Source organism: Pseudomonas sp. MS15a(2019), from assembly GCF_013277805.1.
GTDB lineage: Bacteria > Pseudomonadota > Gammaproteobacteria > Pseudomonadales > Pseudomonadaceae > Chryseomonas > Chryseomonas benzopyrenica.
Window position 1 is genome coordinate 177,023 of sequence record NZ_VBTN01000004.1, and the last position, 23,453, is coordinate 200,475.

Annotated in this window: 24 protein-coding genes and 3 tRNA genes; 12 read left to right on the forward strand and 15 right to left on the reverse strand. The window is 66.4% G+C overall.

All coding sequences use genetic code 11. The annotated features are described in order from the left end of the window. The first annotated feature begins 137 nt into the window (after positions 1 to 137). Positions 138 to 545, forward strand: a complete 408-nt coding sequence (locus tag FEZ61_RS08530; protein ID WP_026084051.1) for a response regulator — start codon at positions 138 to 140, stop codon at positions 543 to 545. Between the two features lie 65 nt (positions 546 to 610). Next, positions 611 to 820: a hypothetical protein gene (locus tag FEZ61_RS08535; RefSeq protein WP_017642825.1), complete on the forward strand. Its 210-nt coding sequence runs from the start codon at positions 611 to 613 to the stop codon at positions 818 to 820. 16 nt (positions 821 to 836) lie between these two features. On the opposite strand, the gene FEZ61_RS08540 is transcribed toward FEZ61_RS08535, so the two are convergent. Next, positions 837 to 1,298: an Lrp/AsnC family transcriptional regulator gene (locus FEZ61_RS08540; RefSeq protein ID WP_017642824.1), complete on the reverse strand. Its 462-nt coding sequence runs from the start codon at positions 1,296 to 1,298 to the stop codon at positions 837 to 839. Positions 1,299 to 1,521: 223 nt separating this feature from the next. Here FEZ61_RS08540 and FEZ61_RS08545 point away from each other — a divergent pair, with 223 nt between their 5' ends. From FEZ61_RS08545 to FEZ61_RS08565, 5 genes are read left to right on the forward strand one after another with little or no spacing between them, the layout of a single operon-like run. Continuing rightward, positions 1,522 to 2,754 (forward strand): thiamine pyrophosphate-dependent enzyme, encoded by a 1,233-nt coding sequence (locus tag FEZ61_RS08545; protein WP_173148250.1) that lies wholly within the window; start codon positions 1,522 to 1,524, stop codon positions 2,752 to 2,754. A 4-nt stretch (positions 2,755 to 2,758) separates the two neighbouring features. Beyond that, a complete protein-coding gene (locus tag FEZ61_RS08550) occupies positions 2,759 to 3,817 on the forward strand; it encodes an alpha-ketoacid dehydrogenase subunit beta (protein WP_017642822.1) in 1,059 nt (352 codons plus the stop codon). 1 nt (position 3,818) lies between these two features. Beyond that, the gene (locus FEZ61_RS08555; protein WP_017642821.1) at positions 3,819 to 5,105 is read left to right on the forward strand and encodes a dihydrolipoamide acetyltransferase family protein; all 1,287 of its coding nucleotides are present in this window, start codon (positions 3,819 to 3,821) and stop codon (positions 5,103 to 5,105) included. A 2-nt stretch (positions 5,106 to 5,107) separates the two neighbouring features. Continuing rightward, positions 5,108 to 6,490 (forward strand): dihydrolipoyl dehydrogenase, encoded by a 1,383-nt coding sequence (gene lpdA / locus FEZ61_RS08560; RefSeq protein WP_173148252.1) that lies wholly within the window; start codon positions 5,108 to 5,110, stop codon positions 6,488 to 6,490. Then, positions 6,487 to 7,506, forward strand: a complete 1,020-nt coding sequence (locus tag FEZ61_RS08565) for an AraC family transcriptional regulator (RefSeq protein ID WP_173148253.1) — start codon at positions 6,487 to 6,489, stop codon at positions 7,504 to 7,506. The genes lpdA and FEZ61_RS08565 overlap by 4 nt, the downstream gene beginning before the upstream one ends. Here the strand turns inward: FEZ61_RS08565 and FEZ61_RS08570 are convergent. The 6 genes from FEZ61_RS08570 to tyrS form a co-directional block, all read right to left on the reverse strand. Then, a complete protein-coding gene (locus FEZ61_RS08570) occupies positions 7,503 to 7,898 on the reverse strand; it encodes an ester cyclase (protein WP_017642818.1) in 396 nt (131 codons plus the stop codon). The two genes, FEZ61_RS08565 and FEZ61_RS08570, sit on opposite strands and share 4 nt — an antisense overlap. 26 nt (positions 7,899 to 7,924) lie before the next feature. Further along, the gene (locus FEZ61_RS08575) at positions 7,925 to 8,710 is read right to left on the reverse strand and encodes an enoyl-CoA hydratase (protein WP_064308928.1); all 786 of its coding nucleotides are present in this window, start codon (positions 8,708 to 8,710) and stop codon (positions 7,925 to 7,927) included. 14 nt (positions 8,711 to 8,724) lie between these two features. Next, entirely contained in the window at positions 8,725 to 9,909 is a 1,185-nt protein-coding gene (locus tag FEZ61_RS08580) for an acetyl-CoA C-acyltransferase (RefSeq protein ID WP_173148255.1), read from the reverse strand. Positions 9,910 to 9,919: 10 nt separating this feature from the next. After that, positions 9,920 to 10,687, reverse strand: coding sequence for an SDR family NAD(P)-dependent oxidoreductase (locus FEZ61_RS08585; protein WP_017642815.1), 768 nt, complete (start codon positions 10,685 to 10,687; stop codon positions 9,920 to 9,922). Positions 10,688 to 10,785: 98 nt separating this feature from the next. Then, positions 10,786 to 11,463 carry an SDR family NAD(P)-dependent oxidoreductase gene (locus tag FEZ61_RS08590; RefSeq protein ID WP_173148257.1) on the reverse strand — a complete coding sequence of 226 codons (678 nt, stop codon included), beginning with the start codon at positions 11,461 to 11,463 and terminating at the stop codon, positions 10,786 to 10,788. A gap of 10 nt (positions 11,464 to 11,473) precedes the next feature. After that, the gene (gene tyrS / locus FEZ61_RS08595) at positions 11,474 to 12,718 is read right to left on the reverse strand and encodes a tyrosine--tRNA ligase (protein ID WP_173148259.1); all 1,245 of its coding nucleotides are present in this window, start codon (positions 12,716 to 12,718) and stop codon (positions 11,474 to 11,476) included. 606 nt (positions 12,719 to 13,324) lie between these two features. Here tyrS and FEZ61_RS08600 point away from each other — a divergent pair. Further along, positions 13,325 to 14,497, forward strand: a complete 1,173-nt coding sequence (locus FEZ61_RS08600; protein WP_173148261.1) for a GAF domain-containing protein — start codon at positions 13,325 to 13,327, stop codon at positions 14,495 to 14,497. A 5-nt stretch (positions 14,498 to 14,502) separates the two neighbouring features. Continuing rightward, complete coding sequence (locus FEZ61_RS08605; protein ID WP_173148263.1) at positions 14,503 to 15,114, forward strand: histidine phosphatase family protein; 612 nt, start codon at positions 14,503 to 14,505, stop codon at positions 15,112 to 15,114. Here FEZ61_RS08605 and FEZ61_RS08610 read toward each other — a convergent pair. The 5 genes from FEZ61_RS08610 to FEZ61_RS08630 form a co-directional block, all read right to left on the reverse strand. Further along, on the reverse strand, positions 15,111 to 16,424 hold the full coding sequence (locus tag FEZ61_RS08610; protein ID WP_017642810.1) for a PAS domain-containing methyl-accepting chemotaxis protein: 1,314 nt from the start codon (positions 16,422 to 16,424) through the stop codon (positions 15,111 to 15,113). The genes FEZ61_RS08605 and FEZ61_RS08610 overlap by 4 nt on opposite strands. Positions 16,425 to 16,672: 248 nt before the next feature. Further along, positions 16,673 to 18,136 (reverse strand): chemotaxis protein CheW, encoded by a 1,464-nt coding sequence (locus FEZ61_RS08615; RefSeq protein WP_178121446.1) that lies wholly within the window; start codon positions 18,134 to 18,136, stop codon positions 16,673 to 16,675. After that, positions 18,136 to 20,601 carry a PAS domain-containing methyl-accepting chemotaxis protein gene (locus tag FEZ61_RS08620; protein ID WP_173148264.1) on the reverse strand — a complete coding sequence of 822 codons (2,466 nt, stop codon included), beginning with the start codon at positions 20,599 to 20,601 and terminating at the stop codon, positions 18,136 to 18,138. Before FEZ61_RS08620 ends, FEZ61_RS08615 begins: the two co-directional genes overlap by 1 nt. Before the next feature lie 144 nt (positions 20,602 to 20,745). Then, on the reverse strand, positions 20,746 to 21,531 hold the full coding sequence (locus FEZ61_RS08625) for a sulfite exporter TauE/SafE family protein (RefSeq protein WP_064307149.1): 786 nt from the start codon (positions 21,529 to 21,531) through the stop codon (positions 20,746 to 20,748). Positions 21,532 to 21,649: 118 nt separating this feature from the next. After that, complete coding sequence (locus tag FEZ61_RS08630; RefSeq protein ID WP_173148266.1) at positions 21,650 to 22,012, reverse strand: hypothetical protein; 363 nt, start codon at positions 22,010 to 22,012, stop codon at positions 21,650 to 21,652. Between the two features lie 166 nt (positions 22,013 to 22,178). On the opposite strand from FEZ61_RS08630, the gene FEZ61_RS08635 reads away from it, so the two are divergent. The 3 genes from FEZ61_RS08635 to FEZ61_RS08640 all read left to right on the forward strand — a co-directional run bounded on the left by FEZ61_RS08635 (position 22,179) and on the right by FEZ61_RS08640 (position 22,959). Continuing rightward, positions 22,179 to 22,382, forward strand: coding sequence for a hypothetical protein (locus FEZ61_RS08635; protein ID WP_173148268.1), 204 nt, complete (start codon positions 22,179 to 22,181; stop codon positions 22,380 to 22,382). Positions 22,383 to 22,458: 76 nt separating this feature from the next. Continuing rightward, on the forward strand, positions 22,459 to 22,587 hold the full coding sequence (locus FEZ61_RS24605) for a hypothetical protein (protein WP_017642804.1): 129 nt from the start codon (positions 22,459 to 22,461) through the stop codon (positions 22,585 to 22,587). A gap of 177 nt (positions 22,588 to 22,764) precedes the next feature. Next, the gene (locus tag FEZ61_RS08640; protein WP_064307152.1) at positions 22,765 to 22,959 is read left to right on the forward strand and encodes a hypothetical protein; all 195 of its coding nucleotides are present in this window, start codon (positions 22,765 to 22,767) and stop codon (positions 22,957 to 22,959) included. Between the two features lie 119 nt (positions 22,960 to 23,078). On the opposite strand, the gene FEZ61_RS08645 is transcribed toward FEZ61_RS08640, so the two are convergent. The 3 genes from FEZ61_RS08645 to FEZ61_RS08655 all read right to left on the reverse strand — a co-directional run bounded on the left by FEZ61_RS08645 (position 23,079) and on the right by FEZ61_RS08655 (position 23,402). Beyond that, positions 23,079 to 23,163 (reverse strand) — tRNA-Leu (locus tag FEZ61_RS08645). 51 nt (positions 23,164 to 23,214) lie between these two features. Continuing rightward, positions 23,215 to 23,290, reverse strand: a tRNA-His gene (locus FEZ61_RS08650). A 35-nt stretch (positions 23,291 to 23,325) separates the two neighbouring features. Further along, positions 23,326 to 23,402, reverse strand: a tRNA-Arg gene (locus FEZ61_RS08655). Positions 23,403 to 23,453: the final 51 nt, after the last annotated feature.

Consider the following 23,453-nt stretch of genomic DNA (forward strand, 5'->3'; position numbering starts at 1 on the left):
GAAAGCGGGCACCTGGTTGGTCTTTCGACCCCGCGAAGACAGAAATCTGACGCCAAAATTCTCCGAGCTCTCTCAGGGAATTTTCCTCCACCGTTACCCTCCAAGGCTCAGCAATGTCTTGTATATAAGGTCCAGTCATGCGCGCAGAACAGCCGGGAACCCCTGTCTTCCGACCCACTCTCCTGGTGGTGGACGACGAGCCACTGGTAGCGGATTTCGTCCGCGAAATCCTCGAGCCCGAAGGCTTCAACATCATCGCCGCTGACTCGGCCGACACCGCCCTGTCGTTGCTGGAGAAAGAAGACGCCAACATCGACATTCTATTGACGGACATTCGCATGCCCGGCTCGATGGATGGCGCGCAGCTGGCCAACATGGTGTGCCAGCGGTGGCCAGACATGCCGATTATTGTCATGTCCGGCTACGAAACGCCGTCCACGGCCAGCATCAAATGCAAGGTTCGGTTCCTGCCCAAGCCCTGGTCGATCGGTCAGCTGATCGACGCGGTGAATGGCGTGGCCTATTCGGTGACGCCCAGCGCCTGACTGGCGAGGAACCTCGGCAATGTGAACGCTGTCACATTGCCACCTCGACCGTCCGGACCGCCATAATGCTCGCCCTGACCCAGCAATTCGTTGCCCAGCTCCCCAACGTCACCTGCCTGTTCGGCCCGCTCACGCCGGATGGCGGTCTGCCCGCCCAGCTCTGCAACTCCTCCGGTCGACGTCGCCTGACGCTGATGCTGGATATCGCCCGGCTCCGCGATTCGAATTATTGTGCCGTTCAGGCGCAGCAGGTGCGCCGCTCACTGGGCACCTAACCGCTCGCTCGATCGTTCAGAGGGGTGGCGCCGGTCTGAGCAGGACCGCCTTGAGCGAAAAGGCCGAGGTCACGCTGGCCACCCCGGGAATGCAGGTCAGAGTATCGGCCAGAAAGTGCTGGTAGGCCGCCAGATCCTGCACTACCACCCGCAACACATAGTCGGCATCGCCGGTCATCTGGAAACAGCTCATCACCTGGGGTGCCTTGACGATCTCCCGTTCGAAGGCGCGCAGGTAATCGGTGGATTGCTTTTCCAGACGTACCGAGACGAAGACGCTGACACTGCCGGCCAGCCGGGTTTCGTCGAGCTGGGCGTGATACCCCTGGATATAGCGCTCCTCCTCCAGACGCTTGACCCGCCGTAGCGTCGGGGTCAGCGACAGCCCGATCTTCTGTGCCAGATCGCGCCAGCTCAGCCGGCCATCGGCGGACAGGGCATTGAGGATGCGCAGGTCGATACGGTCCAGACCAGCCATGGTGCAAAACCTCTACTGTTGTTCTTGTAGGGAGTTCAATAGCACCAAACGACCCTGCTGCCCACCGCCAAATTGCGGCAAAACGGCTAGCAGAGCCGGCCTATACTCAGGTGACCAATAACAAGAATGCCGAGGCCTCCACCATGTGGCACCCTGCATCGCACCCGGACGGCCAACCCGTCCTGCGACCCGCCCGCCCCCTTACCTACCTGGGGGGTCGGCCATGAGCGACTACCCACCCCTGCGCCTGCACGTCCCCGAACCCAGTGGCCGACCGGGCCGTCCTACCGACTTCAACTATCTGCAGCTCTGCCCCGCTGGCCGTGCGGAAAAGCCACCCGTCGACGTGGCGCCGGTGGATACCCGCGAGCTGGCGACCCAGCTGATCCGCATCCTCGATGAAGAGGGTCGCGCCGTCGGCCCCTGGGCCACGGAAGAGGCGCCCGACCTGTTGCTGCAAGGCCTGAGGGCCATGCTCAAGACGCGGCTGTTCGATGCGCGCATGCTCAAGGCCCAGCGGCAGAAGAAGCTGTCCTTCTATATGCAGTGCCTGGGCGAGGAAGCCATCGCCGTGGGCCAGACCCTGGCGCTGCGCCCGGACGACATGCATTTCCCCACCTACCGCCAGCAGGGCATCCTCATCGCCCGCGAGGCGCCGCTGGACGAGATGATCTGCCAGCTGCTGTCCAATGCCCGGGATCCGCTCAAGGGTCGCCAGTTGCCGGTGATGTACTCCTACCGCGACCTCGGCTTCTTTTCCATCTCCGGCAACCTGGGCACCCAGTACATCCAGGCAGTGGGCTGGGCCATGGCCTCGGCGATCAAGGGGGACACCCGCATCGCCGCCGGCTGGATCGGCGATGGCGCCACCGCTGAAGGCGATTTCCACGCCGCCCTCACCTTCGCCCATGTCTACCGGGCGCCGGTGATCCTCAACATCGTCAACAACCAGTGGGCCATCTCCACCTTCCAGGCCATCGCCGGCGGCGAGGGCATCACCCTGGCCACCCGCGGTATTGGCTACGGCATCGCTGCGCTACGGGTGGATGGCAACGACTTCCTCGCGGTACTGGCCGCCTCGCGCTGGGCCGCCGAACGCGCCCGGCGCAACCTGGGGCCGACCCTGATCGAATGGGTGACCTATCGCGCCGGTCCCCACTCCACCTCCGACGATCCGTCCAAGTACCGACCCGCCGATGACTGGGCGCACTTCCCCCTGGGCGACCCCATCGACCGGCTCAAGGCGCATCTGATCGGTCGTGGTCTCTGGTCGGACGCGCAGCACCAGGCGCTGGCCGCCGAGCTGGAAGCCGAGGTGGCCGCCGCACAGAAGGCCGCGGAAGCCCACGGCACCTTTGCCAGCGATCTCGCCCCTAGCGCCGCCGACATGTTCGAGGAGGTCTACCAGGACCTGCCGTCGCACCTGCGCCGCCAACGCCAACAGCTCGGGAAGTGACGCCATGACCGTACAACAGGAAACCGACCTGCCGACCCAGGCCGGCAGCCGCAGCACCCTGACCATGATCCAGGCCATCCGCTCGGCGATGGACGTGATGCTCGAACGCGACGACAACGTGGTGGTGTTCGGCGAGGACGTCGGCTACTTCGGCGGCGTCTTTCGCTGCACCGAGGGCCTGCAGGCCAAATATGGCGCCTCGCGGGTATTCGATGCGCCCATCTCGGAGAACGGCATTGCCGGCGCCGCGGTGGGCATGGGCGCCTACGGCCTGCGCCCGGTGGCGGAGATCCAGTTCGCCGACTATGTCTACCCGGCCATCGACCAGATCGTCTCCGAGGCGGCGCGCCTGCGCTATCGCTCAGTCGGCCAGTTCACCTCGCCGCTGGTATTTCGCATGCCCTGCGGCGGCGGCATCTATGGCGGCCAGACCCATAGCCAGAGTCCCGAGGCCATGTTCACCCAGGTCTGCGGCCTGCGCACGGTGATGCCCTCCAATCCCTACGACGCCAAGGGCCTGCTGATCGCCTCCATCGAGAGCGACGACCCGGTGATCTTTCTCGAACCCAAGCGCCTCTACAACGGCCCCTTCGACGGCCACCATGATCGTCCGGTAACGCCCTGGTCGGGCCACCCGGCCAGCGCCGTGCCGGACGGCTATTACCGCGTGGAGCTGGAACGGGCCGCCGTGGTCCGCCCTGGCAAGCAGGTCACGGTGCTGACCTATGGCACCACCGTCTGGGTCGCCTTGGCCGCCGCTGCCGAGACCGGCATCGATGCCGAGGTGATCGACATCCGCAGCCTCTGGCCGCTGGACCTGCAGACCCTCACCGATTCGGTGACCAAGACCGGCCGCTGCGTGGTGGTCCACGAAGCCACCCGTACCTGCGGCTACGGCGCCGAGCTGGTGTCCCTGATGCAGGAGCACTGCTTCCATCGCCTGGAGGCGCCCATCGAGCGGGTCACCGGCTGGGATACCCCCTATCCCCACGCCCAGGAATGGGACTACTTCCCGGGTCCGTCCCGGGTCGGCGCCGCGCTCAAGCGCGTCATGGAGGTCTGAGATGGGTACCCATGTCATCAAGATGCCCGACATCGGCGAAGGCATCGCCGAGGTGGAATTGGTCAAGTGGTACGTGGCGGTAGGGGATGAAGTCGGCGAGGACCAGACCCTGGCCGACGTCATGACCGACAAGGCCATGGTGGAGATCCCTTCCCCGGTGGTGGGCCGGGTGGTCGCCCTGGGCGGCCAGCCTGGCCAGGTGCTGGCCGTGGGCGCCGAGCTGATCCGCCTGGAGGTGGCCGGTGACGGCAATCTGCGCGAGGCCAGTCGCCCCGTGCCGATGGAAGCCGCGCCGGCGCCAGCACCGAAGGCGGAAGCGCCCAAGCCCGAGGCGGCACCTGCTCCGCGACACCCGGAAGCGGAGCTCCCGCGCGACGACGAGCGACCGGCCTCCCGACCAGCCCCGGGCAGTCCGCCGCTGGCGTCTCCCGCGGTGCGCCAGCACGCCTGGGACCTGGGCATCGAATTGCGCTTCGTCACCGGCAGCGGTCAGGGCGGGCGCATCCTGCATGGCGATCTGGAAGCCTATGTGCAGCAACGCGACGCCGGACTGCCACCGGCCACTGGCGGCGGTGGCCTGGCGAAACGCAGTGGCGAGGAGCGCATCCCGCTGATCGGCCTGAGACGCAAGATCGCCGAGAAGATGCAGGCCGCCAAGCGGCATATCCCCCACTTCACCTATGTGGAAGAGGTGGATGTCACCGAGCTGGAAGCCTTGCGCGCCACCCTCAACCAGCGCTGGCAGGGGCGTCGTGCCCATCTCACCCTGCTGCCCTTCCTGGCTCGCGCCCTGGTCGTAGCGGTGCGGGACTTTCCGCAGATGAATGCGCGCTTCGACGAAGACAGCAGCACCGTGACGCGTTATGGCGCGGTACATCTCGGCATCGCCACCCAGGGTGAGCAGGGCCTGGCGGTACCGGTGGTGCGCCACGCCGAGGCGCTGGATCTCTGGGGCTGTGCCCAGGAGGTGGCGCGCCTCGCCACCGCAGTGCGCGGCGGCAAGGCCGGGCGCGACGAACTGTCCGGCTCTACCCTGACCATCAGCAGCCTCGGTCCGCTGGGGGGCATCGCCTCCACGCCCATCATCAACCATCCCGAGGTGGCCATCATCGGCGTCAACCGCATCGTCGAGCGCCCGGCCTTCCGCCATGGCCTGGTGGTGCCACGCAAGCTGATGAATCTTTCCGCCTCCTTCGACCACCGGCTGATCGATGGCCAGGACGCCGCCAGTTTCATCCAGGCCGTGCGCCAGCTGCTCGAACAACCCGCCACCCTCTTCCTGGAGTAGCCATGGATACCCGACTCCTCATCATCGGCGGCGGCCCCGGCGGTTATGTCGCCGCCCTGCGCGCCGCCCAGCTGGGCATCGCCACCACCCTGGTGGAGGGCGTCGCCCTCGGCGGTACCTGCCTCAACGTCGGCTGCATTCCCTCCAAGGCGATGATCCATGTCGCCGAGGAATACCATCGCGCCAGCGGTCGCGCTGAGCATGGCAGCCTGGGCATCCGCCACGGCCGCCCGGAGCTGGATCTTGGCCAGGCCGTGGCCTGGAAGAACGGCATCGTCGATCGTCTCACCACCGGCGTCGCCGCGCTGCTCAAGAAGCAGGGCGTGACGGTAATCGAGGGCTGGGCCGAAATCCTCGATGGCAAGACCGTCGAGGTGCAGCGCGCCGGCGGCGATCGGCTGCGCATCCGCACCGAGCACCTGGTGCTGGCGATGGGCTCCACCTCGGTGGAATTGCCCAGCCTGCCCTTCGGTGGTCCGGTGATATCGGCCACCGAGGCCTTGTCACCCACGGAAATTCCCGACCACCTGGTGGTGGTGGGCGCTGGCTATATCGGTTTGGAACTGGGCATCGCCTATCGCAAGCTAGGCGCCCGGGTCGCGGTGGTGGAAGCCCAGTCGCGTCTGCTGCCCGGCTACGACGCCGAGCTCACGGCGCCGCTGCGGCAGCGGTTGGAACGCCTGGGCATTGAGCTGCACCTGGGCTGCACCGTCGCCGGTCTGGCCGCGGACGGCGCGGGTCTGCGGATGACTCGTGGCGACGGTCGGGAAGAGCTTCTGCCGGCCCAGCGCATCCTGGTCGCCGCCGGCCGCCGCCCCCGCACCGAAGGCCTGGAGCGCCTGCCGCTGGACTACGACGGTCGCTACATCCGCGTCGACGACGGCTGTCGTACCAGCATGACCGACGTCTGGGCCATTGGTGATCTCACCGGCGAACCCCTGCTGGCCCACCGCGCCATGGCCCAGGCCGAGGTGGTGGCCGAGCTGATCGCCGGCAAGCGGCGGCGTTTCGCCCCGGTGGCCATCCCGGCGGTCTGCTACACCGATCCGGAGATCGTGGTGGTAGGCCTCACCCCCGAGCAGGCCAAGGCGCAAGGCCTGGAGACCAAGGTCGCCAGCTTCCCCTTCGCCGCCAATGGCCGCGCCCTCACCCTGGAGGCGCCGGAAGGCTTCGTGCGGGTGGTGGCCCGCGCGGATGACCATCGCATTCTCGGCTGGCAGGCCACCGGGCAGCAGGTGGCGGAACTGGCCACGGCCTTTTCCCACAGCCTGGAGATGGGCATGCAACTGGAAGACGTCGCCGCCACCCTGCACCCCCACCCCACCCTGGGTGAGGCGGTGCAGGAGGCGGCGCTGCGTGCCCTGGGCCGGGCGCTGCATCTGTGACCGACCTGCCGCGCGACAGCCTGGCCCCGGGCATCCTCGACGAGGCCCTGGCCGGGCTTTGCCGGCAAAGCGGTCAGTTGCCGGACGCCCTGCTCGCCGCGGAAGGCGTCCGGCTATCCGACCTGCTACTTGGCCGCGAACGTCTCTCGGCGCCGCTGTTCGGCCAGCTGTGGTATCGCCTGGCGCGGCGCTTCGATGACGAATTCTTCGCCCTGGGTCCGCGCCCGTTGCCGGCGGGCAGCTTTGCCTTTCTCTGCCAGAGCACCCGCCTGCAACCGACCCTGGGCAATGCCCTGCGGCACAGCGCCGACTTCCTGCGCCTTACCTTGGGTGTAAACCTGCGGCTGCAACCCGACGGAGAGCGGGCGACCTTGCGACTGGCACCCGGTGGTCTGCCGGGTAGCTTCGCGGTCTTTACCCTCTGGCTGATCCTGCATGGCCTGGCCTGCTGGCTAGTGGGCCGCCGGCTGCCGCTAGAGGAGATCCGTCTGACCGCTCAGACGCCGGGAGCGGACCTGCTGGCCGACTATCAGCAACGCTTCGGGCCACGGCTAAGCTTCGCCAGCGATGACGACTGCCTGGTGCTGGACGCCGCCCTGCTGGTCCTGCCGATCCGGCGCAGTGCCACGGACGCGCGGCGTTTCATCGCCGGCGCGCCGGGCAATCTGCTGGTGCACTATCGCGACGACGCCAACCTGATCGCCCGCATCCGCACCCTGTTGCGCAGCCGTGCACCCGAAGACTGGCCAGACGCCGTCGGCCTGGCGGCAGACCTGGGGCTCTCGCCCGCCACCCTGAGACGCCAGCTGGCGGCAGGCGGCCAGTCCTACCAACGCCTCAAGGACGAACGCCGGTGCCGGCTAGCCTGTCGCCAGCTGGATCAAGGCGCCCTGCCCCTGGATGAACTGGCCCTGCGCCTGGGTTTCGCCGATCCCCGCTCCTTCCAGCGCGCCTTTCGCAAGTGGACGGGCCTCAGTCCCCTGGGCTATCGCCAGCGCCAAAGTCGAGCGGGTTAGCCGTCGGCCAGCTGGGCAGCGATGGCGGCGGTATCTATCACCGAGCGCACCTCGCGGATTCGCCCGTTCTCGAAACGATAGAAGACATGCTCGCTGAAGCGTACCCGCCTCCCGTTCACCGCCAGCCCGAAAAGCTCGCCACGCGGCGTGCAGTCGAAATCCAGCTGCGCGGCCAGCCAGGACGCCTCCACCACCAGCAATCGCGCGGCGAAGTGCAGATCGGGAATCGCGGCATGATCGCCTTCGAGCATGGCCTGGTAGCCCGCCAATCCCAGGGGCCGGCCATTGTGTTCGACGGCCTCGTCGACATAACGGCCCAGCTCCGCCCAGGCCTGGCGGTTGAGGCAGTCGAGGTAGGCCTGATAACGCTCGCGTAACCCGTCGACTGACACGATCTGCCTCTCCTCGTCGCTAGGGCCTAGCGATGCTCGAACTTCGCCGGACGCTTCTCAACGAAGGCGGCCATGCCTTCCTTCTGGTCGGTGCTGGCGAACAGCGAATGGAAGACCCGGCGCTCGAAGCGGATGCCCTCAGCCAGACTGGTTTCGAAGGCGCGATTGACGCTTTCCTTGAGCAGCAGGGTCGCTGGTAGGGAGCGACTGGCGATACCGCGGGCGGCCTCCAGGGTGCGCTCCAGCAGCTCGTCGGCGGGAAAGACCTGGGCGACCAGGCCGGCGCGTTCGGCTTCGGCGGCCTCCAGCTGTCGACCGGTCAGACACAGTTCCATGGCCTTAGCCTTGCCCAGGGCACGGGTCAGGCGCTGGGTGCCGCCGATGCCGGGAATGACGCCCAAGGTGATCTCCGGCAGGCCGAAGCGGGCGGTGTCGGCGGCGTAGATGAAGTCGCACAGCAGCGCCAGTTCGCAGCCACCACCCAGGGCGTAGCCGGCCACGGCGGCGATCAAGGGCTTGCGGCGCTCGGCGATGCGGTCGGCGACGCGGAAATAGTCGTCCAGATAGATCTGCGGATAACCCTGCCCGGCCATTTCCTTGATGTCGGCGCCGGCGGCGAAGGCCTTGGCCGAGCCGGTGAGCACCACGCACCCCACCTCGGGATCGGCGTCCAGCCGCGCCAGCATGGCGTCCAACTCAATGAGTAGCTGGGCATTGAGGGCGTTGAGCGCCTTGGGTCTGTTGAGGGTGATGAGGGCCACACGGTCCTCGATGTCCAGCAACAGGGTGGATTCGGTAGAGGCTTCGCTCATGATCTTGTCCTTGTCTAGTCGTTGAGTTCCAGAGCCAGGGCCGTAGCCTCGCCGCCGCCAATGCAGATGGCGGCTACGCCCCGCCGCAGGCCACGCTGGCGCAGCGCCTGGATCAGGGTCACCAGGATGCGCGCGCCGGAGGCACCGATGGGATGGCCCAGGGCACAGGCACCACCGTGCACGTTCAACCGCTCCGGGTCCAGCCCCAGGGCATCCTGGGCGGCCAGCGCCACCACGGCGAAGGCTTCGTTGATTTCGAAGAGATCGACATCCGCCAATTGCCAGTCGATGCGTTCGAGCAGCGTGCGAATGGCGCCGATGGGGGCGGTGGGAAAGTCGCCTGGCGCGCCGGCATGGGCGGCATGGCCACGGATGGTCGCCAGCGGGGTCAGGCCCTCCCGCGCGGCCGTGCTAGCGCGCATCAGCAGCAGCGCCGCGGCGCCATCGGAGATGGAGCTGGCATTGGCCGCGGTCACTGTGCCGCCTTCGCGGAAAGCCGGCTTGAGCGTAGGAATCCGCGCAGGGTCGGCGCGGCGGGGTTGCTCGTCGGTGTCGAGGCGCAGGGTCTCCTTGCGCGTCACCACCTCCACCGGGACGATCTCGGCGGCGAAGGCGCTGCTGGCCTGGGCCTGACGTGCCCGTGCGAGAGACTGCTGAGCATAGGCATCCTGGCGTTCGCGGCCGATGCCCAGACGTGCGGCGCAATCCTCGGCGAAGGTGCCCATCAGGCGCCCGGGTTCATAGGCGTCTTCCAGGCCGTCGAGAAACATGCTGTCGATCAGGGCGCCATGGCCAAGGCGATAGCCGCTGCGGGCCTTTTCCAGCAGATAGGGCGCACGGCTCATGCTTTCCATGCCGCCCGCCACCACCACCTCGGCGCTACCAGCGCGCAGCAGGTCATGAGCGAGGATGGTCGCCTGCATGCCCGAGCCGCACATCTTGTTCAGGGTGGTGCAGCGCGTGCTCTGGGCCAGACCGGCGCCAAGCGCCGCCTGGCGTGCCGGTGCCTGGCCGAGGCCGGCGGGCAGCACGCAACCCAGCAGCACCTCGTCGACCCGTTCCGGCGACCAACCCGCCCGCTCCAGTACGGCGCGGACCACGGTACTGCCCAGTTGCGGCGCTGACAGCGCGGCCAGCTCGCCACCCAGGGCGCCCATGGGCGTACGGGCGGCGGCGACGATGACAATGGGATCATTCATGGCGATTCTCCTAGCGCGGGGCCATGCGCAGGGCGCCGTCCAGACGGATCACCTCACCGTTGAGCATGGAGTTCTCGATGATGTGGCGGACCAGGGCGGCGAATTCCTCGCCGCGACCGAGCCGCGGCGGAAAGGGCACGTTGGCGGCCAGGGCCTCGCGGACCTCGGGGGTCATGCCGGCCATCATGGGTGTCTCGAAGACACCCGGCGCTATGGTCATGACCCGGATGCCCTGCCCGGCCAGTTCGCGCGCTGCCGGCAGGGTGAGAGAGGCGACACCGCCCTTGGAGGCCGCATAGGCCGCCTGGCCGATCTGGCCGTCGAAGGCGGCGATGGAGGCGGTGTTGATGATCACCCCGCGCTCGCCACCGGCATCGGCCTCGCCCTTGGCCATGGCGGCCGCGGCCAGGCGCAGAACGTTGAAGCTGCCCACCAGGTTGACCGTGACGATACGAGCGAAGGCGGCGAGATCATGGGGACCGTTGCGTCCGAGGATGCGGGCGCCACCGACGATACCGGCGCAATTGACCGCGCCCTGCAGACTGCCCCAGCGGGCCAGTACGGTATCGATGGCCGCGCTCAGGGCCTCGGCATCGGTCACGTCCACCGGCAGCGCCAGGGCCCGCTCACCCAGTCGTTCGGCCTGGGCCTGCACGGCATCGGCCTGCAGATCCAGCAGCGCCACCCGGGCGCCTGCCGCGGTCAGTACCTCGGCCGTAGCGGCGCCCAGGCCGGAGCCGGCGCCGGTTACCAGAAAGGTTCGCTCGTCGATGCGCATGATGACACTCCCCAGGGTGGTGTCTGCATCTTCGATCCTCGACAGAGGTCGGACAAGGGCCAGAACGCTCAGCCGTGCTGAGCGATCCGGTTCCTCGCTCACCAGGGCAGGGCTTGCCCCTGATAGTCGAGAAAGGCGCTGCCGCTTTGGCCGGCCCGAGCGTCGATAGTCGCGACCAGACCCGCGACGCTATCGGCCACCTCGACCGGCGCCTGGTCGCCACTCAGTTCGGTGCGGACCCAGCCCGGGTGCAGCGCCAGCACCGCGAAAGCCGGCTGCCGCCCAACCACCCAGCTCTGCAGCAGGCTGTTCAGCGCCGCCTTGCTGGCGCCATAGAGCGGCATCTCGGCGGCACGCGCCAGGCTGACGCTGCCCATCTGCGAACTCAGGCAGGCCACAACCCCCGCGGCGGCCATCCGTGGCGCCAGGGCGTCTAGCAGGCGTAGCGGGGCCACGGCATTGGTGAGAAACAACTCCCCTAGCTCCGTGGCGGTCGCCCGCTGCCCGTCTTCCTCCAGCGGCCCCATGATCCCGGCATTGACGATCAGCCGGTCCAGCGAGCCGTCGCCCAATTCGTCCAGCAGTCGCGTGCCCAGCTCGGGATCGCGCAGATCGCCAGTCACCACCCGCAGCCGCCCCCCTGCTGTAGCCGCCAGGGCATCCAAGGCCGCATTCGGCGTTCGCACCAGCGCCAGTACCTGGTCGCCGCGGGCCAGATAGGCCTTTACCACCCCTAGTCCTATGCCACGCGAAGCACCAATCACCCAGTTGTTCATGTCGTTCTCCTCAGTCCACCACCGCGATGCGCAGGTGTCGTTTCTTGCCCAGACTCACCCGCCGGCCGGCGTCGCTCGCCGTCAGCAGGACATCGGGATCCACCACCGGTTGCTCGTCCAGCCGCAGGCCACCGCCCTCTGCCAGCCGGCGGACCGCACTGCGCGACGGTTGCAGTCCCGCTTCGACCAGCAACTCCACCAGGGTGACGCCTGCGTCCAGCTGCCGGCGGCTCAGGACGACCTCCGGCAATTGACCCGCGCCGTCGCGAGCGGCGAACACCTGGGCGGCCGCGGCCTCGGCCTCGCGCTGGGCCCGCTCGCCATGGGCCAGTCGGGTCGCCTCGTTGGCCAGCACGGTCTTGGCCAGGTTGATCTCCGCCCCACCCAGGGCGCCGAGCCGCCGGACCTCGTCCAGCGGCAACTCGGTGAACAGCGCCAGGAAACGCTCGACATCGGCATCGTCGCAGTTGCGCCAGAATTGCCAGAAGTCGAAGGCCGACAGTCGCTCCTCGTTGAGCCAGACCGCGCCCTGGGCCGACTTGCCCATCTTGCGCCCGTCACGGGTGGCCAGCAGCGGCATGGTCAGGCCATAGAGTTGGGGACCGCCCTGCCGGCGCGACAGCTCCACACCATTGATGATGTTGGCCCACTGGTCCGCGCCGCCTAGTTGCAGGGTGCAGCCATAGCGCCGCGACAGCTCGACGAAGTCGTAGGCCTGCAACAGGGTGTAGCCGAATTCCTCGAAGGACAGCGAGTGCTCGCGGTCGAGACGATTCTTGATGGCATCGAAGGTGAGCAGCCGGTTGATGGAAAAATGCCGGCCGACGGCGCCGAGAAAATCCAGGTAGCCCAGGCCGTCGAGCCACTCGGCGTTGTCCACCACCTGGGCACGACCGTGGCCATCGCCCACTTCGAGATAGCGGTGAAAGGCCTTGGCGATGCCGGCCATGTTCAGGGCGATCTGGCCGTCGGTGAGTACCGGGCGACTGCTGTCGCGGAAACTGGGATCGCCGATGCGGGTGGTGGCGCCACCGATCAGCAAGAGGATGGGATGGCCAGCACGCTGCAGCCAGCGCATCAGCATCAGGCCTTGCAGATGGCCGACGTGGAGGCTGTCGGCGGTGGCGTCGAAGCCGAGATAGCCGGTCACCGGCCCTGCGGCGAAGGCGCGCGCGAGGCCATCACGATCGGTGGTCTGGTGGACGAAGCCGCGGGCTTCGAGGGTGGCGAGCAGGTCTTGCTGGGTGCTGTCCATGGGGTCTCCTGTGGCTGGACGGTGCCAGGGAGACCGGGAGAAGTTGCCTTGACCGAGCCGCCCTGGGCGGTTCGGTCATGCAGCGCAGTACCTACCACCCGATATTGGTCAGGTAGCGGTAATAGGCGCTGATGGGGCAAAGGAAGGTTCGCATGGGGCGCCACGCTACCGGCTCGCCTGCCGCTTGGCAACTGCGAACCGCTCGCACTGCCGCTTCGACCAGATGTCGCACCTCCTCTGGCGGCGGCTGAACGAACGGCGAGAGTGGCGTTCCGACTCCTGTCCTTTGCCAGCAGTATCGAGACGCAGAGATGAACCTACCCGCTCCACCCCCCGAGATCCCCAGCACCGGCATGGCAGCCCCAGGTGTACCTGGACAAGGAACCGCCCTTGCGTGAAAGGATCTCCCCGATGAAAAGCATTACCCCGGCCAACCTGCTGTTGCTGCTGCTCTGCCTGACCGTACTGGCCTACGCCACCGACCTGATCGGCTAGACGGCGACTGCCCGAGCGTCCGCCACGCGGATCGCTCGGCGGGTTGACGGTTGCCCTCTGGCGTCTCTTGGCCTAGCGTTCAGGGCCTGTCCGTCAGAGAACTACCGTGCCATGCCCAGCCAACCCTCCAGTACCGTCGAAAGCATCGAGCTGCTGGCGTCCCTGGATTCCGTCGCGGCGCTCCTGCGCGTCGTCTGCGATGTCAGCGGCCTTGGAGTCGCCACCGTTGCCGAGGTCACCGAGCAGCGCTGGATCGCCTGCGCGGTGGAGGATCGTATCGCCTTCGGCCTGCGACCCGGCGCCGAACTGGATCTCGAGTCTACCCTGTGCAACCACGTGCGCTCCTCCCACGACGCCGTGATCATCAGCGACGTGACCCGGAACCCCACCTACTGCGATCATCCGGCGCCCAGCCTCTATGGCTGGAAGAGTTATCTATCGGTCCCGGTATTTCGTCCCAACGGGACCTTCTTCGGGACGCTATGCGCCTTCGATCCCCAGCCCAGGCCACTGCTGGAGCAGCGCTCGGTGATCGATACCCTGGACGGTTTCGCCCGTCTGCTGGGTGAATTGCTCGCCCGCGAAGAACAGCGTCGCGAAGAAAGCCCCGGTGCGCGCGTCGACCGGGATCTGACGCCCTTGCACGACCAATTGCTGGTACTGCTGGAGGAGGATCTGCAGCGCCCGCTGCAGGCGCTGGCCGCTCAGGACCTGCGCGCGGACGCATCCCAGATGCGGCACTGGCACACCGAGGCCCAGCGCCTGGCCGAACGCAGCGGCGTGGCCGCCGACTTCGTCCGCGCGCGCCTGGGCCATGGCCTGCCCCTGAAACCGGCGCTGGTTGACGACTTCAATGAGCAGCTCCTGGGCTTGTTCGCCACGCTGCAGACGCGCTTTCCCGGGCAGACCTTGAGCAGCAAATTGCCGGCCTTACCGGCTGCCTTGCGGCTGGATCTGCCGCGGGTGCTGCAGGCGCTGGACGCCGTGCTGGAGCAGGTCGCTTCCCGCAATCCTTCTGGGGGCAACCTGTTGCTGCGTGGCGCGATCAAGGATCGCTGCTACAGCCTTATCGTGGAAAGCAGCACCGCCGTGGTGGAACCTGGCACCCTGAGTCAACTGTTCCAGCCGGCGCTGACCAGGGCCGACCTTGCGCAGCCCGCCCGCCTGGACCTGGGCCTCTATCTCGCCCAGGAAATCGCCCGCGGCCATGGCGGCAGCCTGGTCGCGCGCCTGGAAGCCGGTCACTTGAGATTCCTCCTTACCCTGCCCACTGCTCTGGATTGATGCCCTTGCCCTTCCCTTCTCCCCTGCTGGTGATCCGTCACGGCGAAACCGACTGGAACGCCAGCGGTCGCCTCCAGGGTCGCCAGGACATACCGCTCAACGCGCGCGGTCGTGTCCAGGCCGAAGCCGTGGGCCTGGCCCTGCGCGACCGCCTCGACATCTCTCGCTTCGCCTGCCTGAGCAGTCCGCTGCAACGCGCCAGCGTAACGCTCGATCTGATCCTGGCGCAGCTGCCAGGCACGCCAAGAAACCTGGGCCGCGATGCGCGCCTGGCGGAAAAGGCCTTTGGCGACTGGGAGGGCCTGGACATGCCCACCATCGCCCAGCGTTATCCCGAGCAGCACGCCCGCCGCGCCGCCGAGCCCTATACCTTTCGGGTATCCGGTGGCGAAAGCTATGCCGATGCCGCCGAACGGGTGCGCCCGCTGCTGGAGGAACTCCAGGGCCCCACCCTGCTGGTGGCCCACGGTGCTCTGATCCGCAGCCTGCTGGTAGCCGCCGGCCTGGCCAGCCCGGAGGTGGCGACCCGAATGGTCATCCACCAGGGCCGCTGGCTGGAGCTCACGACCGCGGGCTATGAGTGGTACAGCGCCCCGGGCTGGGGCGAACAGCCCTAACTCAGCCGGCGGGCGAATTGGCTGACCGCGCCCACCACCTGGCGGGCGCCATCCTGGATCTCGGTGATGCGCACCCCGGCGTTGCTGGCCAGGTGCAGCCCCTGCTCCGCCTGCTGCCGGCTGGCGGCCATGTTGCTGACCGCCGTCTGCGCCAGTTGCTGGTTCTGCTGCACCACCCCGACGATCTCTTCGGTGGCCTTGCTGGTGCGCCCGGCCAACTGCCGGACTTCGTCCGCCACCACCGCGAAGCCACGCCCCTGCTCACCGGCCCGGGCAGCTTCGATGGCAGCGTTGAGCGCCAGCAGATTGGTCTGCTCGGCGATGCCGCTGATGGTCTTGACGATGGCGCTGATCACCAGCGACTGCTTGCCGAGGTCTTCGATGCCGTTGGCGGCGACCTGGATCTCGTCGGCGATGCGGGTCATCACCGCCACGGTGTCCTGCACCACGGCCGCGCCCTGACGCGCGCTTTCGTCGGTGGTCTGGGAGATGTCGAAGGCGACCCGTGCGGCCTCGGCCACGGCCAGTTCCTGCTCCACCTGCTCGGTGATGACGGTGGCGAACTTGATGACCTTGTACAGCTCGCCGCGGGTGTTAAGGACGGGATTGTAGGAGGCTTCCAGCCAGACCGTGCGGCCATGGCTGTCGATGCGCTTGAAGCGACTGGCGACGTAGTCGCCACGATTGAGCCGCTCCCAGAAGACGCGATAGTCAGCGGACTCCGACTCTTCGCGGCTGCAGAACATCCGATGATGCTTGCCGACGATCTGCGCCAGCGAATAACCCATGCCCTGCAGGAAGCGCTCGTTGGCGGTGAGCACCTCGCCGGACAGGTTGAATTCGATCACCGCGGTGGAACGCAGCAGCGCATTGATGATGCCCGAGTGCTCGGTGGAGGTTTCCACCTGCTCGGTACGGTCATAGGCATAGCAGCGGATCTGTTTGACCTGGCCCTGGGTGTCGCGCACGGGCGTCCAGATCGCATAGAGCCAGGCGACGCCACCCGTCCCGCGCAGCAGCCGATAGATGCCACTGGCCTGGCGACCTTCGTTGAAGCTGCGCTTCAGATCGCCATAGCAGACCAACTTCTTCACGTAGTCCGGAATGATGTCGTCCAGGTTCCGCCCGGTGAGGCTACCCGGTGCGTAACCCAGGCACTGGGCGAAATTGTCATTGAAGTCTTCGATCCGGCCCTGGGCGTCCAGCAGTAGGCAAAGGGCGTCATTGCAGAACGCCGCGCGCAGCTGACGGTGCTCGGCCAGCTCGGCTTCGAGATCAGCGATACGGCGTTTGAGTGCGGAGTTGAACATGGGATCACCCAGGAAAGTTGTGTCTTTCTCTGGTTCGACGCGCCGCGAGATTTCTTGACCAGGCGCTGATGAACGCTGGACGCGGACACGTCAGTAGAAGCGTCGACGATGCGCTTCGCGTAGTGCCGGCTGGAAAGCGCGACGGGCTCTAGCCTGCCGCTACCGCTTTGATAACAAACTCCGCCGAGGTCGACGAAGGCGCGGGCGATCCGTTACCCGACCGCTCAGCGAAGTGACGAGCGGTCTAGTCAAATAGTCGCGGGCCCAGGCTCGGGCACGGCCTGGCGGGCCTGTCGTTCCAGGCGCTGCACCAGCGCGCCAAGATCGATCAGGGTGGCCTGGCGGCTGTTGCCCCCGGTACTTACGCCCACCCAGCTCTGCGCCCGCTGTGCCGGCATCGCCCCACCCTCCCCGGGCAATTGCCAGCTGCGCGCCAGGGCATCCGCCCGCAGGTCGGTAAAGGCCTCGATGGCCTCCACCCGCTGTACCACGAAGCCCAGGCGCTGGCGCTGTCCTTCCACCACGATCACCTGATCGCCCGGACCGGACTCGACCCTCTGCGCACCGGCCAGGGTCCGCAGGCACACCAGGGTGATCTGCTGGCCCCGGACCTCCATCACCCCCAGCAGCCGCGGATCCCGCTGCCCGAGGCGCAGGTAGCGCGACGGCAGGGGCAAGACCTCGGCCACCTGCTCCAGCGGGACGGCGAACAGCAATTCGGCGAGAAAGGTGAGGCAAGGCTGGCGGCGGATCTGGCGCCGTTCCTCCTGCAACAGATCGCGGTCGGTGCGATAGATCCGCGCATAGGCGACCGCCGCCGCCTGGCAACCCAGGGCCAGGTGATCGATCACGATCGCCGTCTCGCCATCCGCTGCGCTGAAAACCCCGCACAACAGCTCGGGCTGCTCCAGGCCAAAGCCGAGCAGCGGCGCGCACTGCGCCGGATCCCGTCGCCACATGCCGAGCAGCCGCTCGAAACCGAAGGCCACCCGATACTGACCCTGGTCGCCCGCCGCCAGCACCAGCAGTTGCTCCCGGCGACTGTGCGCGGGCGTGGTCAGCCCCAACAGTGCGGACAGCTCCAGCACCGGCAACGTCTGGCCGCGTAACTGCACCTGGTGGCGACAGCTGTCGCTGGCGAATTCGCTAGGCGCCAGCTGCGGTCGATCCACCAATTCCTGCACCACCGCCGCATCCAGGCAGAGGCGACGCCCGTCGCATTCGAACAGCAGATAGAGCCGCTCGCCATCCTTGCCGGCGCTGGCCCCCTGCCGATGGGCGTGGGGCACGTCGGCGCTGACCTCGAAGCCTGGCAAGGCGGCCAGGGCTTCCAGGTCCAGCAGATGGACCAGCCGGCCGCTTTCCGGGCGCAGGTGGACCTGCCCCAGGAGGCGCCCGGGTGCCCCCTGCAACTGCACGATGGCGTCCGCCGGCAGCCTGAGGATATCCACCACGTTATCGATGGCCAGGCCGAAGCGACCGCCGCCCTGGCGAATCACGGCGATCCGGCGCTCGCGCTCGACCGGCGGCACCCCCAGCAAGCCATGGCCGTCCACCAGCGGCAGTGGCTGACCGCCCAACTCGAAGAGACCGAGCAGCCAGGGCACCGGACTCGGATGGGCGGCCAGGCGGTCCGGCCAGGGCACCACGCGTTCCAGGGCCTGGGCGGGCAAGGCGACTTCCAGTTCGCCGATCCGCACGATACCCCGCATCACGAACGGGTGCCTCCGATGATGGGCGCCACCGTGGTGGCCGCGTCGAGCTCCTGGATCAACTGATTGACCCGCGCCGCATCGTCGAGCTGGGCGGCGGTGGAGCCGTTGATCGCCTCGATGGACTGTTGGGTCTTGCCCACCCCTTCGGCGATCAGCCCGAAGGCCTCGCCCACGCTGCGCGAGATTTCGCTGCCCTGGGCGATGCTCTTGACCGATTCCAGGATCAGCTTGTTGATCTCCTTGGTCGCCTGGGACGACTTCTCGGCCAGCTTGCGCACCTCGTCGGCCACCACCGAGAAGCCCAGGCCATGCTCACCGGCGCGGGCGGCTTCGATGGCCGCGTTGAAGGCCAGCATGTTGGTCTGGTTGGCGATATCGCTGATCACCTGGACGATGTCCTGGATGCCGCCGGCGGTGGTGCCTATGGCCGCCATTGCGTCCAGCGAGCGCGTCAAGGTCAGGGAGCCGCGCTCCGCTTCCTCTAGCGTGCGGCGGGCCATGCGGTTGGCGTCATCGGTGGTCTCGGCGATCTGGTTGATGGAGCGGGTCAGGGCGTGCAGCGAGAGATTCATCTGCTCGATCTTCTGCCGCACATGCTGCTCCATCTCCACCTGCCGGGTGATGTCGGTGGCGAACTTCACCACCTTGTGCACCTGGCCTTCGGCATCGAAGATCGGGTTGTAGGTGGCCTGGATCCAGATGCGCTGACCGAACTTGCTCAGGCGCATGAAGCGGCCGCCGAACACCTCGCCCTGGGCCAGCCGCGCCCAGAATTCGCGGTACTCGCTGGAGGCGACGTGGTCGGCCTCGCAGAAGATGCGGTGGTGCTGACCGCGGATCTCCTCCAGGCGATAGCCCAGGGTCGCCAGGAAATTGCGGTTGGCCTCGAGGATCTTGCCGGTCAGGTCGAATTCGATCACCGCCTGGCCGCGGTCGACGGCCGCCACCTTGCCGGCATAGTCGCTGTTGCGAATCTGGCTTTCGGTGATGTCCACGGCGAACTTCACCACCTTGCACGGCTTGCCGTCGGCGTCGAAGATGGGGTTGTAGGTGGCCTGGATCCAGATCTCCTCACCCCGGCTGTTGCGCCTCTTGTACACCCCGGCGTCGAATTCGCCGCGCGCCAACTTATCCCAGAACAATCGGTACTCGGCCGAACGGGCGTAGTCGTCGGAGCAGAAGAGGCGGTGGTGTTTGCCCACCACCTCGTCGGACTGGTAACCCAGGGCCAGCAGGAAGTTGCGGTTGGCGGTGAGCACCGTGCCGTCGACGGAGAACTCGGCGATGGCCTGGGATCGGTCGATGGCCGCCACCTTGCCTTCGTAGTCGCTGTTGCGCAGCTGGCTCTCGGTCACGTCGCTGGCGAACTTGACCACCTTGTAGGGCTTGCCCTCGGCGTCGAGGATGGGATTGTAGGTCGCCTGGATCCATACCTGGCGGCCGTCGCTGGCGCGTCTCTTGTACAAGCCGGCATCGAAGTCGCCCCGACCGAGCTTTTCCCAGAACAGGCGATAGCCCGGCGAACGGGCATGCTCGGGTTCGCAGAAGATCCGGTGATGCTTGCCACGTACCTCGTCCAGGCTGTAACCCAGGGCGGACAGGAAGTTTTCGTTGGCGGAGAGGATGTTGCCGTGCAGATCGAATTCGATCACCGCCTGGGCGCGGTCGATGGCGGCCATCTTGCCTTCGAATTCGGCAGCCTGCAGTTGCGCATCGGTGACGTCAGTGGCGAACTTCACCACCTTGTAGGGACGACCGTCGCTGTCGAGGATGGGATTGTAGGTGGCCTGGATCCAGATCGGCCGGCCATCCCGGCGGATGCGCTTGTAGACCCCGGTATCGAAGAGACCCTGCCCCAGGCGATTCCACAGCAGCGCGTATTCTGGCGAACGGGCATAGTCGGCCGGGCACATCAGGCTGTGATGGCGGCCGCGCAACTCCTCCAGCGCATAGCCGGTCATGCCGAGGAAATTGTCGTTGGCCCAGAGCACATTACCCTGCAGGTCGAATTCGATCACCGCCTGGGAGCGGTGAATGGCAGCGATCTTGCCCTCGTACTCCACCGCCTGCAGGCGACTCTCGGTAATGTCGGTGGCGAACTTGATGATGCGCTGCGGTCGTCCCTCGGCATCCAGCAGCGGATTGTAGGTGGCGCGGATCCACCTCAGGCTGCCATCCTTGTGCTGGCGCCGATAAACGCCGCTGTGGAACTCGCCGCGCCCCAGGGTCTGCCAGAACTGCTGATAATCCTCGCTCTCCACCACCCCTGGCGGGCAGAACAGACGATGATGCCGGCCGCTGACTTCCTCCAGGCGGTAACCGAAGGCCTGCAGGAAGTTGTCATTGGCGTGCAGCACCTTGCCTTGCAGATCGAATTCGATCACTGCCAGGGAACGGTCCAGCGCCTGACGCAAGGCATGATAGGCGGAGGTATCGTCGACAGTGACAGATTCGGAAAACATGGGCAGCTCCAGGAAGGGGACTCGACAATCAGGTTATCGGCAATCGCGATAACAAATTGAACGCTGCCTATCCTAGAACCGTTTTCCGCTGGTGGAATCGCCAATGGTCGTCCGACGAACGACCCCCATGCTGGCCAGACGCCTTCAGACCACCAGCTTGGTGCCTATGACCAATAGCATGACCGCCAGACAGGGCCGCAGCACGCCATCCGGTACCCGCCCCGACAGGTGACTGCCCAGGAAGATGCCTGGCAGTGAGCCCAACAGCAAAAAGCCCAGCACATGCCAGTCCAGATTGCCCAGGCCGGCATGCCCAAGTCCCGCCACCAGGGTCAGGGGCACCGCATGGGCGATCTCGGTGCCGACCAGGCGCCGAGTCGCCATCAGCGGATAGAGCAGGAACAGCGCCACCGTGCCCAGGGCGCCGGCGCCGATGGAGGTCAGGGTCACCATGAAGCCCAGCACCGCACCGGTCAGCACCGTGAGGGCATTGAGACGCCCCGCACTCAGGTGAAATCGGTCGCCGGCGTGTCGGCTGGCGAAGGCGAAAATCTGTTGCTTGAACAGGATGGCCAGGGCGGTCAGCAGCAGCACGATACCGAGGGCATGCTTGATGAGCGCATTGGTGGCGTGTTGGTCACCCGGGAGCAAAGCCAGCGCGAGGAGTGTGAGAGCCGCGGCGGGTACGCTGCCAGCGGCCAGCCAGCCGGTCACCGTCCAATCGATGTTGCGATTACGTTGATGGACGAAGACGCCGCCCGCCTTGGTGATGGCGGCATAGAGCAGATCGGTGCCCACGGCCGCGGCCGGGTTGATGCCGAACCAGAGCAGAATGGGCGTCATTAGGGACCCACCGCCTACCCCTGTCATACCCACGATGAAACCTACCACCAGCCCCGCGATCACGAAGCCCATTGCCCCAACTTCCATTACAGCCCCAATTGCCGTTGTCGGCTCATCTTGCGGCCGCACAGGATAACCACTCAGGTTATGCCGAGATATATTGAAAGAGTCTTTGCTTATAACAGCTGGAACTATGAATCAGCCGTCATCGTGGGCGACGGGTGTCCAGATAGGCCAGGACTTCCTCATCGCCATAGCCCGCACGTCGCGCATGGGCCTCAATGGCCGCGCGGCAAGCGGGATCGGTGATGGTCGCCGGCATTGAGGCGCCGCAGGGCGCCAGTGCGGCCTGGGCCAGGAAGCTGTCCAGATCCTGCTTGTGTTCGTCAGCAACGGCGTGGGTGCCCGTGGTGGGCGCATGCGCTGCGACTGGCGGCGTGGTGGTCGCCACGACGGCGGGCTCGCTGGCTGTCGAATCGTCTTTGTGCGTGGTCGCCACCGCAGCCACCACCAGCAGGCCAAAGCCTGCCGTCAACACCAGCAACTTGCGTGTCGAACTTCCGCTCATGATCTCTTCTTCCCTCTAAAAAGCTTACCGTCCTGGACCTGAAAACGACCTGGGCCGCCTAACGTCCGACTTTTGACCAATCGAATTGGACAATATTTTTCCGGCTTGTGTTCAGCCCACGGTGGCTCATGCCACACTCGGCGGCATCAGGAGACAGGAGCGGCTCATGCGGCAGAAGGATTTCATCGGCCCCCGTTTGCGCCAGCTCAGCGCCGATCTCTCGCTCGCCGATCGACTGGCCGAGAGCGCTCAAATCGATCTCAACGCCGATCTCAAGCGCCGGGTCAGGGATGACCTCGAACGGGCGCTGCGGGAGATCGGGCAGCTCAGCGAAGAGCAGACCCTCTGGCTGAACTGGGCGAACACCTAATCCAGGCACGCCCAACGTCGTCGCGCTGTAACGCGCGGCTGCTATCTGTAGCGGCATCCACCCTCTGGAGCCGAGCATGAAAGCGGAATACGAAATCAGTGACGACATCGCCCAGTTCGTCGGCGGCGCCTTGATCAGCCTGGTATTGCTCAGTGGCGGAGCCATCGGCGGCGCCTGCTTCCTGCTAGCCGAGACGCTTGGTTGACCGCCCACCGCCTGCCCCCTAGCTAGCGTCCGGGCTGCGCAGCCATTCTTGAGCGAATGCCTGGCCGCCTACCCGGCTGACATCCATTGATTCATAGGCAACTTGCATTGCGCTGAGGGCGCATTACTCTTGAAAGGTGACAGTAACAATTAGCGCACACAGTTAAGAGGTCGGATCATGCGAACCCAACTGACCCGCTCGATCACCCTGTTCGACGCCCCTCGCCCCCAGGCGCAAGCCAAAGATGAGTCGGCGGTGCCCGCCGATAACGGTTTTACCGGTCGTACCAACCAGCGGTGGACGGCAACCTTTCTCTGCGGCACTGCCCTGGCGTTCGTCTTCTGCGCGCCACTGTTCCGGCATCTACACTAGCTCTGCTGGCCGATAGCAGCTATTCGGGAACGGTGCGCAACCATGGCGTTCCAGCTGCTAGCTGAATCGCGCGCACAAAAAAACCGGCGCTGGGCCGGTCTCTTGCTGTGCATCTTGAATGGTGCGGACGGAGAGACTCGAACTCTCACACCTTGCGGCGCCAGAACCTAAATCTGGTGTGTCTACCAATTCCACCACGTCCGCGAGACGCTTGAAAGACGAACGCCAGACACGAGGTCTGGCGTTCGCTGAATATGGGGTGGACGATGGGAATCGAACCCACGACACCAGGAGCCACAATCCTGTGCTCTACCAACTGAGCTACGCCCACCATATCTTACCTGCTTGCCGTCGCCGAACCGCCAATGGCGCGCCCGGCAGGACTCGAACCTGCGACCATCCGCTTAGAAGGCGGATGCTCTATCCAGCTGAGCTACGGGCGCCTGTTACGGCAGCTGCCCTAGCAGAGACTTCCTTGGTGAGAAGTCTCTTGC

Bases quoted from the DNA above. Each gene is read 5' to 3' on its own strand.
- FEZ61_RS08585 (WP_017642815.1), bottom strand. From the start codon at position 10,687: ATGCGCATCGACGAGCGAACCTTTCTGGTAACCGGCGCCGGCTCCGGC.
- FEZ61_RS08630 (WP_173148266.1), bottom strand. From the start codon at position 22,012: ATGAGCGGAAGTTCGACACGCAAGTTGCTGGTGTTGACGGCAGGCTTT.
- FEZ61_RS08575 (WP_064308928.1), bottom strand. From the start codon at position 8,710: ATGAGCGAAGCCTCTACCGAATCCACCCTGTTGCTGGACATCGAGGAC.
- tyrS (WP_173148259.1), bottom strand. From the start codon at position 12,718: ATGGACAGCACCCAGCAAGACCTGCTCGCCACCCTCGAAGCCCGCGGC.
- FEZ61_RS08620 (WP_173148264.1), bottom strand. From the start codon at position 20,601: ATGTTTTCCGAATCTGTCACTGTCGACGATACCTCCGCCTATCATGCC.
- FEZ61_RS08580 (WP_173148255.1), bottom strand. From the start codon at position 9,909: ATGAATGATCCCATTGTCATCGTCGCCGCCGCCCGTACGCCCATGGGC.
- FEZ61_RS08625 (WP_064307149.1), bottom strand. From the start codon at position 21,531: ATGGAAGTTGGGGCAATGGGCTTCGTGATCGCGGGGCTGGTGGTAGGT.
- FEZ61_RS08540 (WP_017642824.1), bottom strand. From the start codon at position 1,298: ATGGCTGGTCTGGACCGTATCGACCTGCGCATCCTCAATGCCCTGTCC.
- FEZ61_RS08640 (WP_064307152.1), top strand. From the start codon at position 22,765: ATGCGAACCCAACTGACCCGCTCGATCACCCTGTTCGACGCCCCTCGC.
- FEZ61_RS08590 (WP_173148257.1), bottom strand. From the start codon at position 11,463: ATGAACAACTGGGTGATTGGTGCTTCGCGTGGCATAGGACTAGGGGTG.
- FEZ61_RS08530 (WP_026084051.1), top strand. From the start codon at position 138: ATGCGCGCAGAACAGCCGGGAACCCCTGTCTTCCGACCCACTCTCCTG.
- FEZ61_RS08615 (WP_178121446.1), bottom strand. From the start codon at position 18,136: ATGCGGGGTATCGTGCGGATCGGCGAACTGGAAGTCGCCTTGCCCGCC.
- FEZ61_RS24605 (WP_017642804.1), top strand. From the start codon at position 22,459: ATGAAAGCGGAATACGAAATCAGTGACGACATCGCCCAGTTCGTCGGC.
- FEZ61_RS08600 (WP_173148261.1), top strand. From the start codon at position 13,325: ATGCCCAGCCAACCCTCCAGTACCGTCGAAAGCATCGAGCTGCTGGCG.
- FEZ61_RS08535 (WP_017642825.1), top strand. From the start codon at position 611: ATGCTCGCCCTGACCCAGCAATTCGTTGCCCAGCTCCCCAACGTCACC.
- FEZ61_RS08545 (WP_173148250.1), top strand. From the start codon at position 1,522: ATGAGCGACTACCCACCCCTGCGCCTGCACGTCCCCGAACCCAGTGGC.
- FEZ61_RS08550 (WP_017642822.1), top strand. From the start codon at position 2,759: ATGACCGTACAACAGGAAACCGACCTGCCGACCCAGGCCGGCAGCCGC.
- lpdA (WP_173148252.1), top strand. From the start codon at position 5,108: ATGGATACCCGACTCCTCATCATCGGCGGCGGCCCCGGCGGTTATGTC.
- FEZ61_RS08555 (WP_017642821.1), top strand. From the start codon at position 3,819: ATGGGTACCCATGTCATCAAGATGCCCGACATCGGCGAAGGCATCGCC.
- FEZ61_RS08610 (WP_017642810.1), bottom strand. From the start codon at position 16,424: ATGTTCAACTCCGCACTCAAACGCCGTATCGCTGATCTCGAAGCCGAG.
- FEZ61_RS08635 (WP_173148268.1), top strand. From the start codon at position 22,179: ATGCGGCAGAAGGATTTCATCGGCCCCCGTTTGCGCCAGCTCAGCGCC.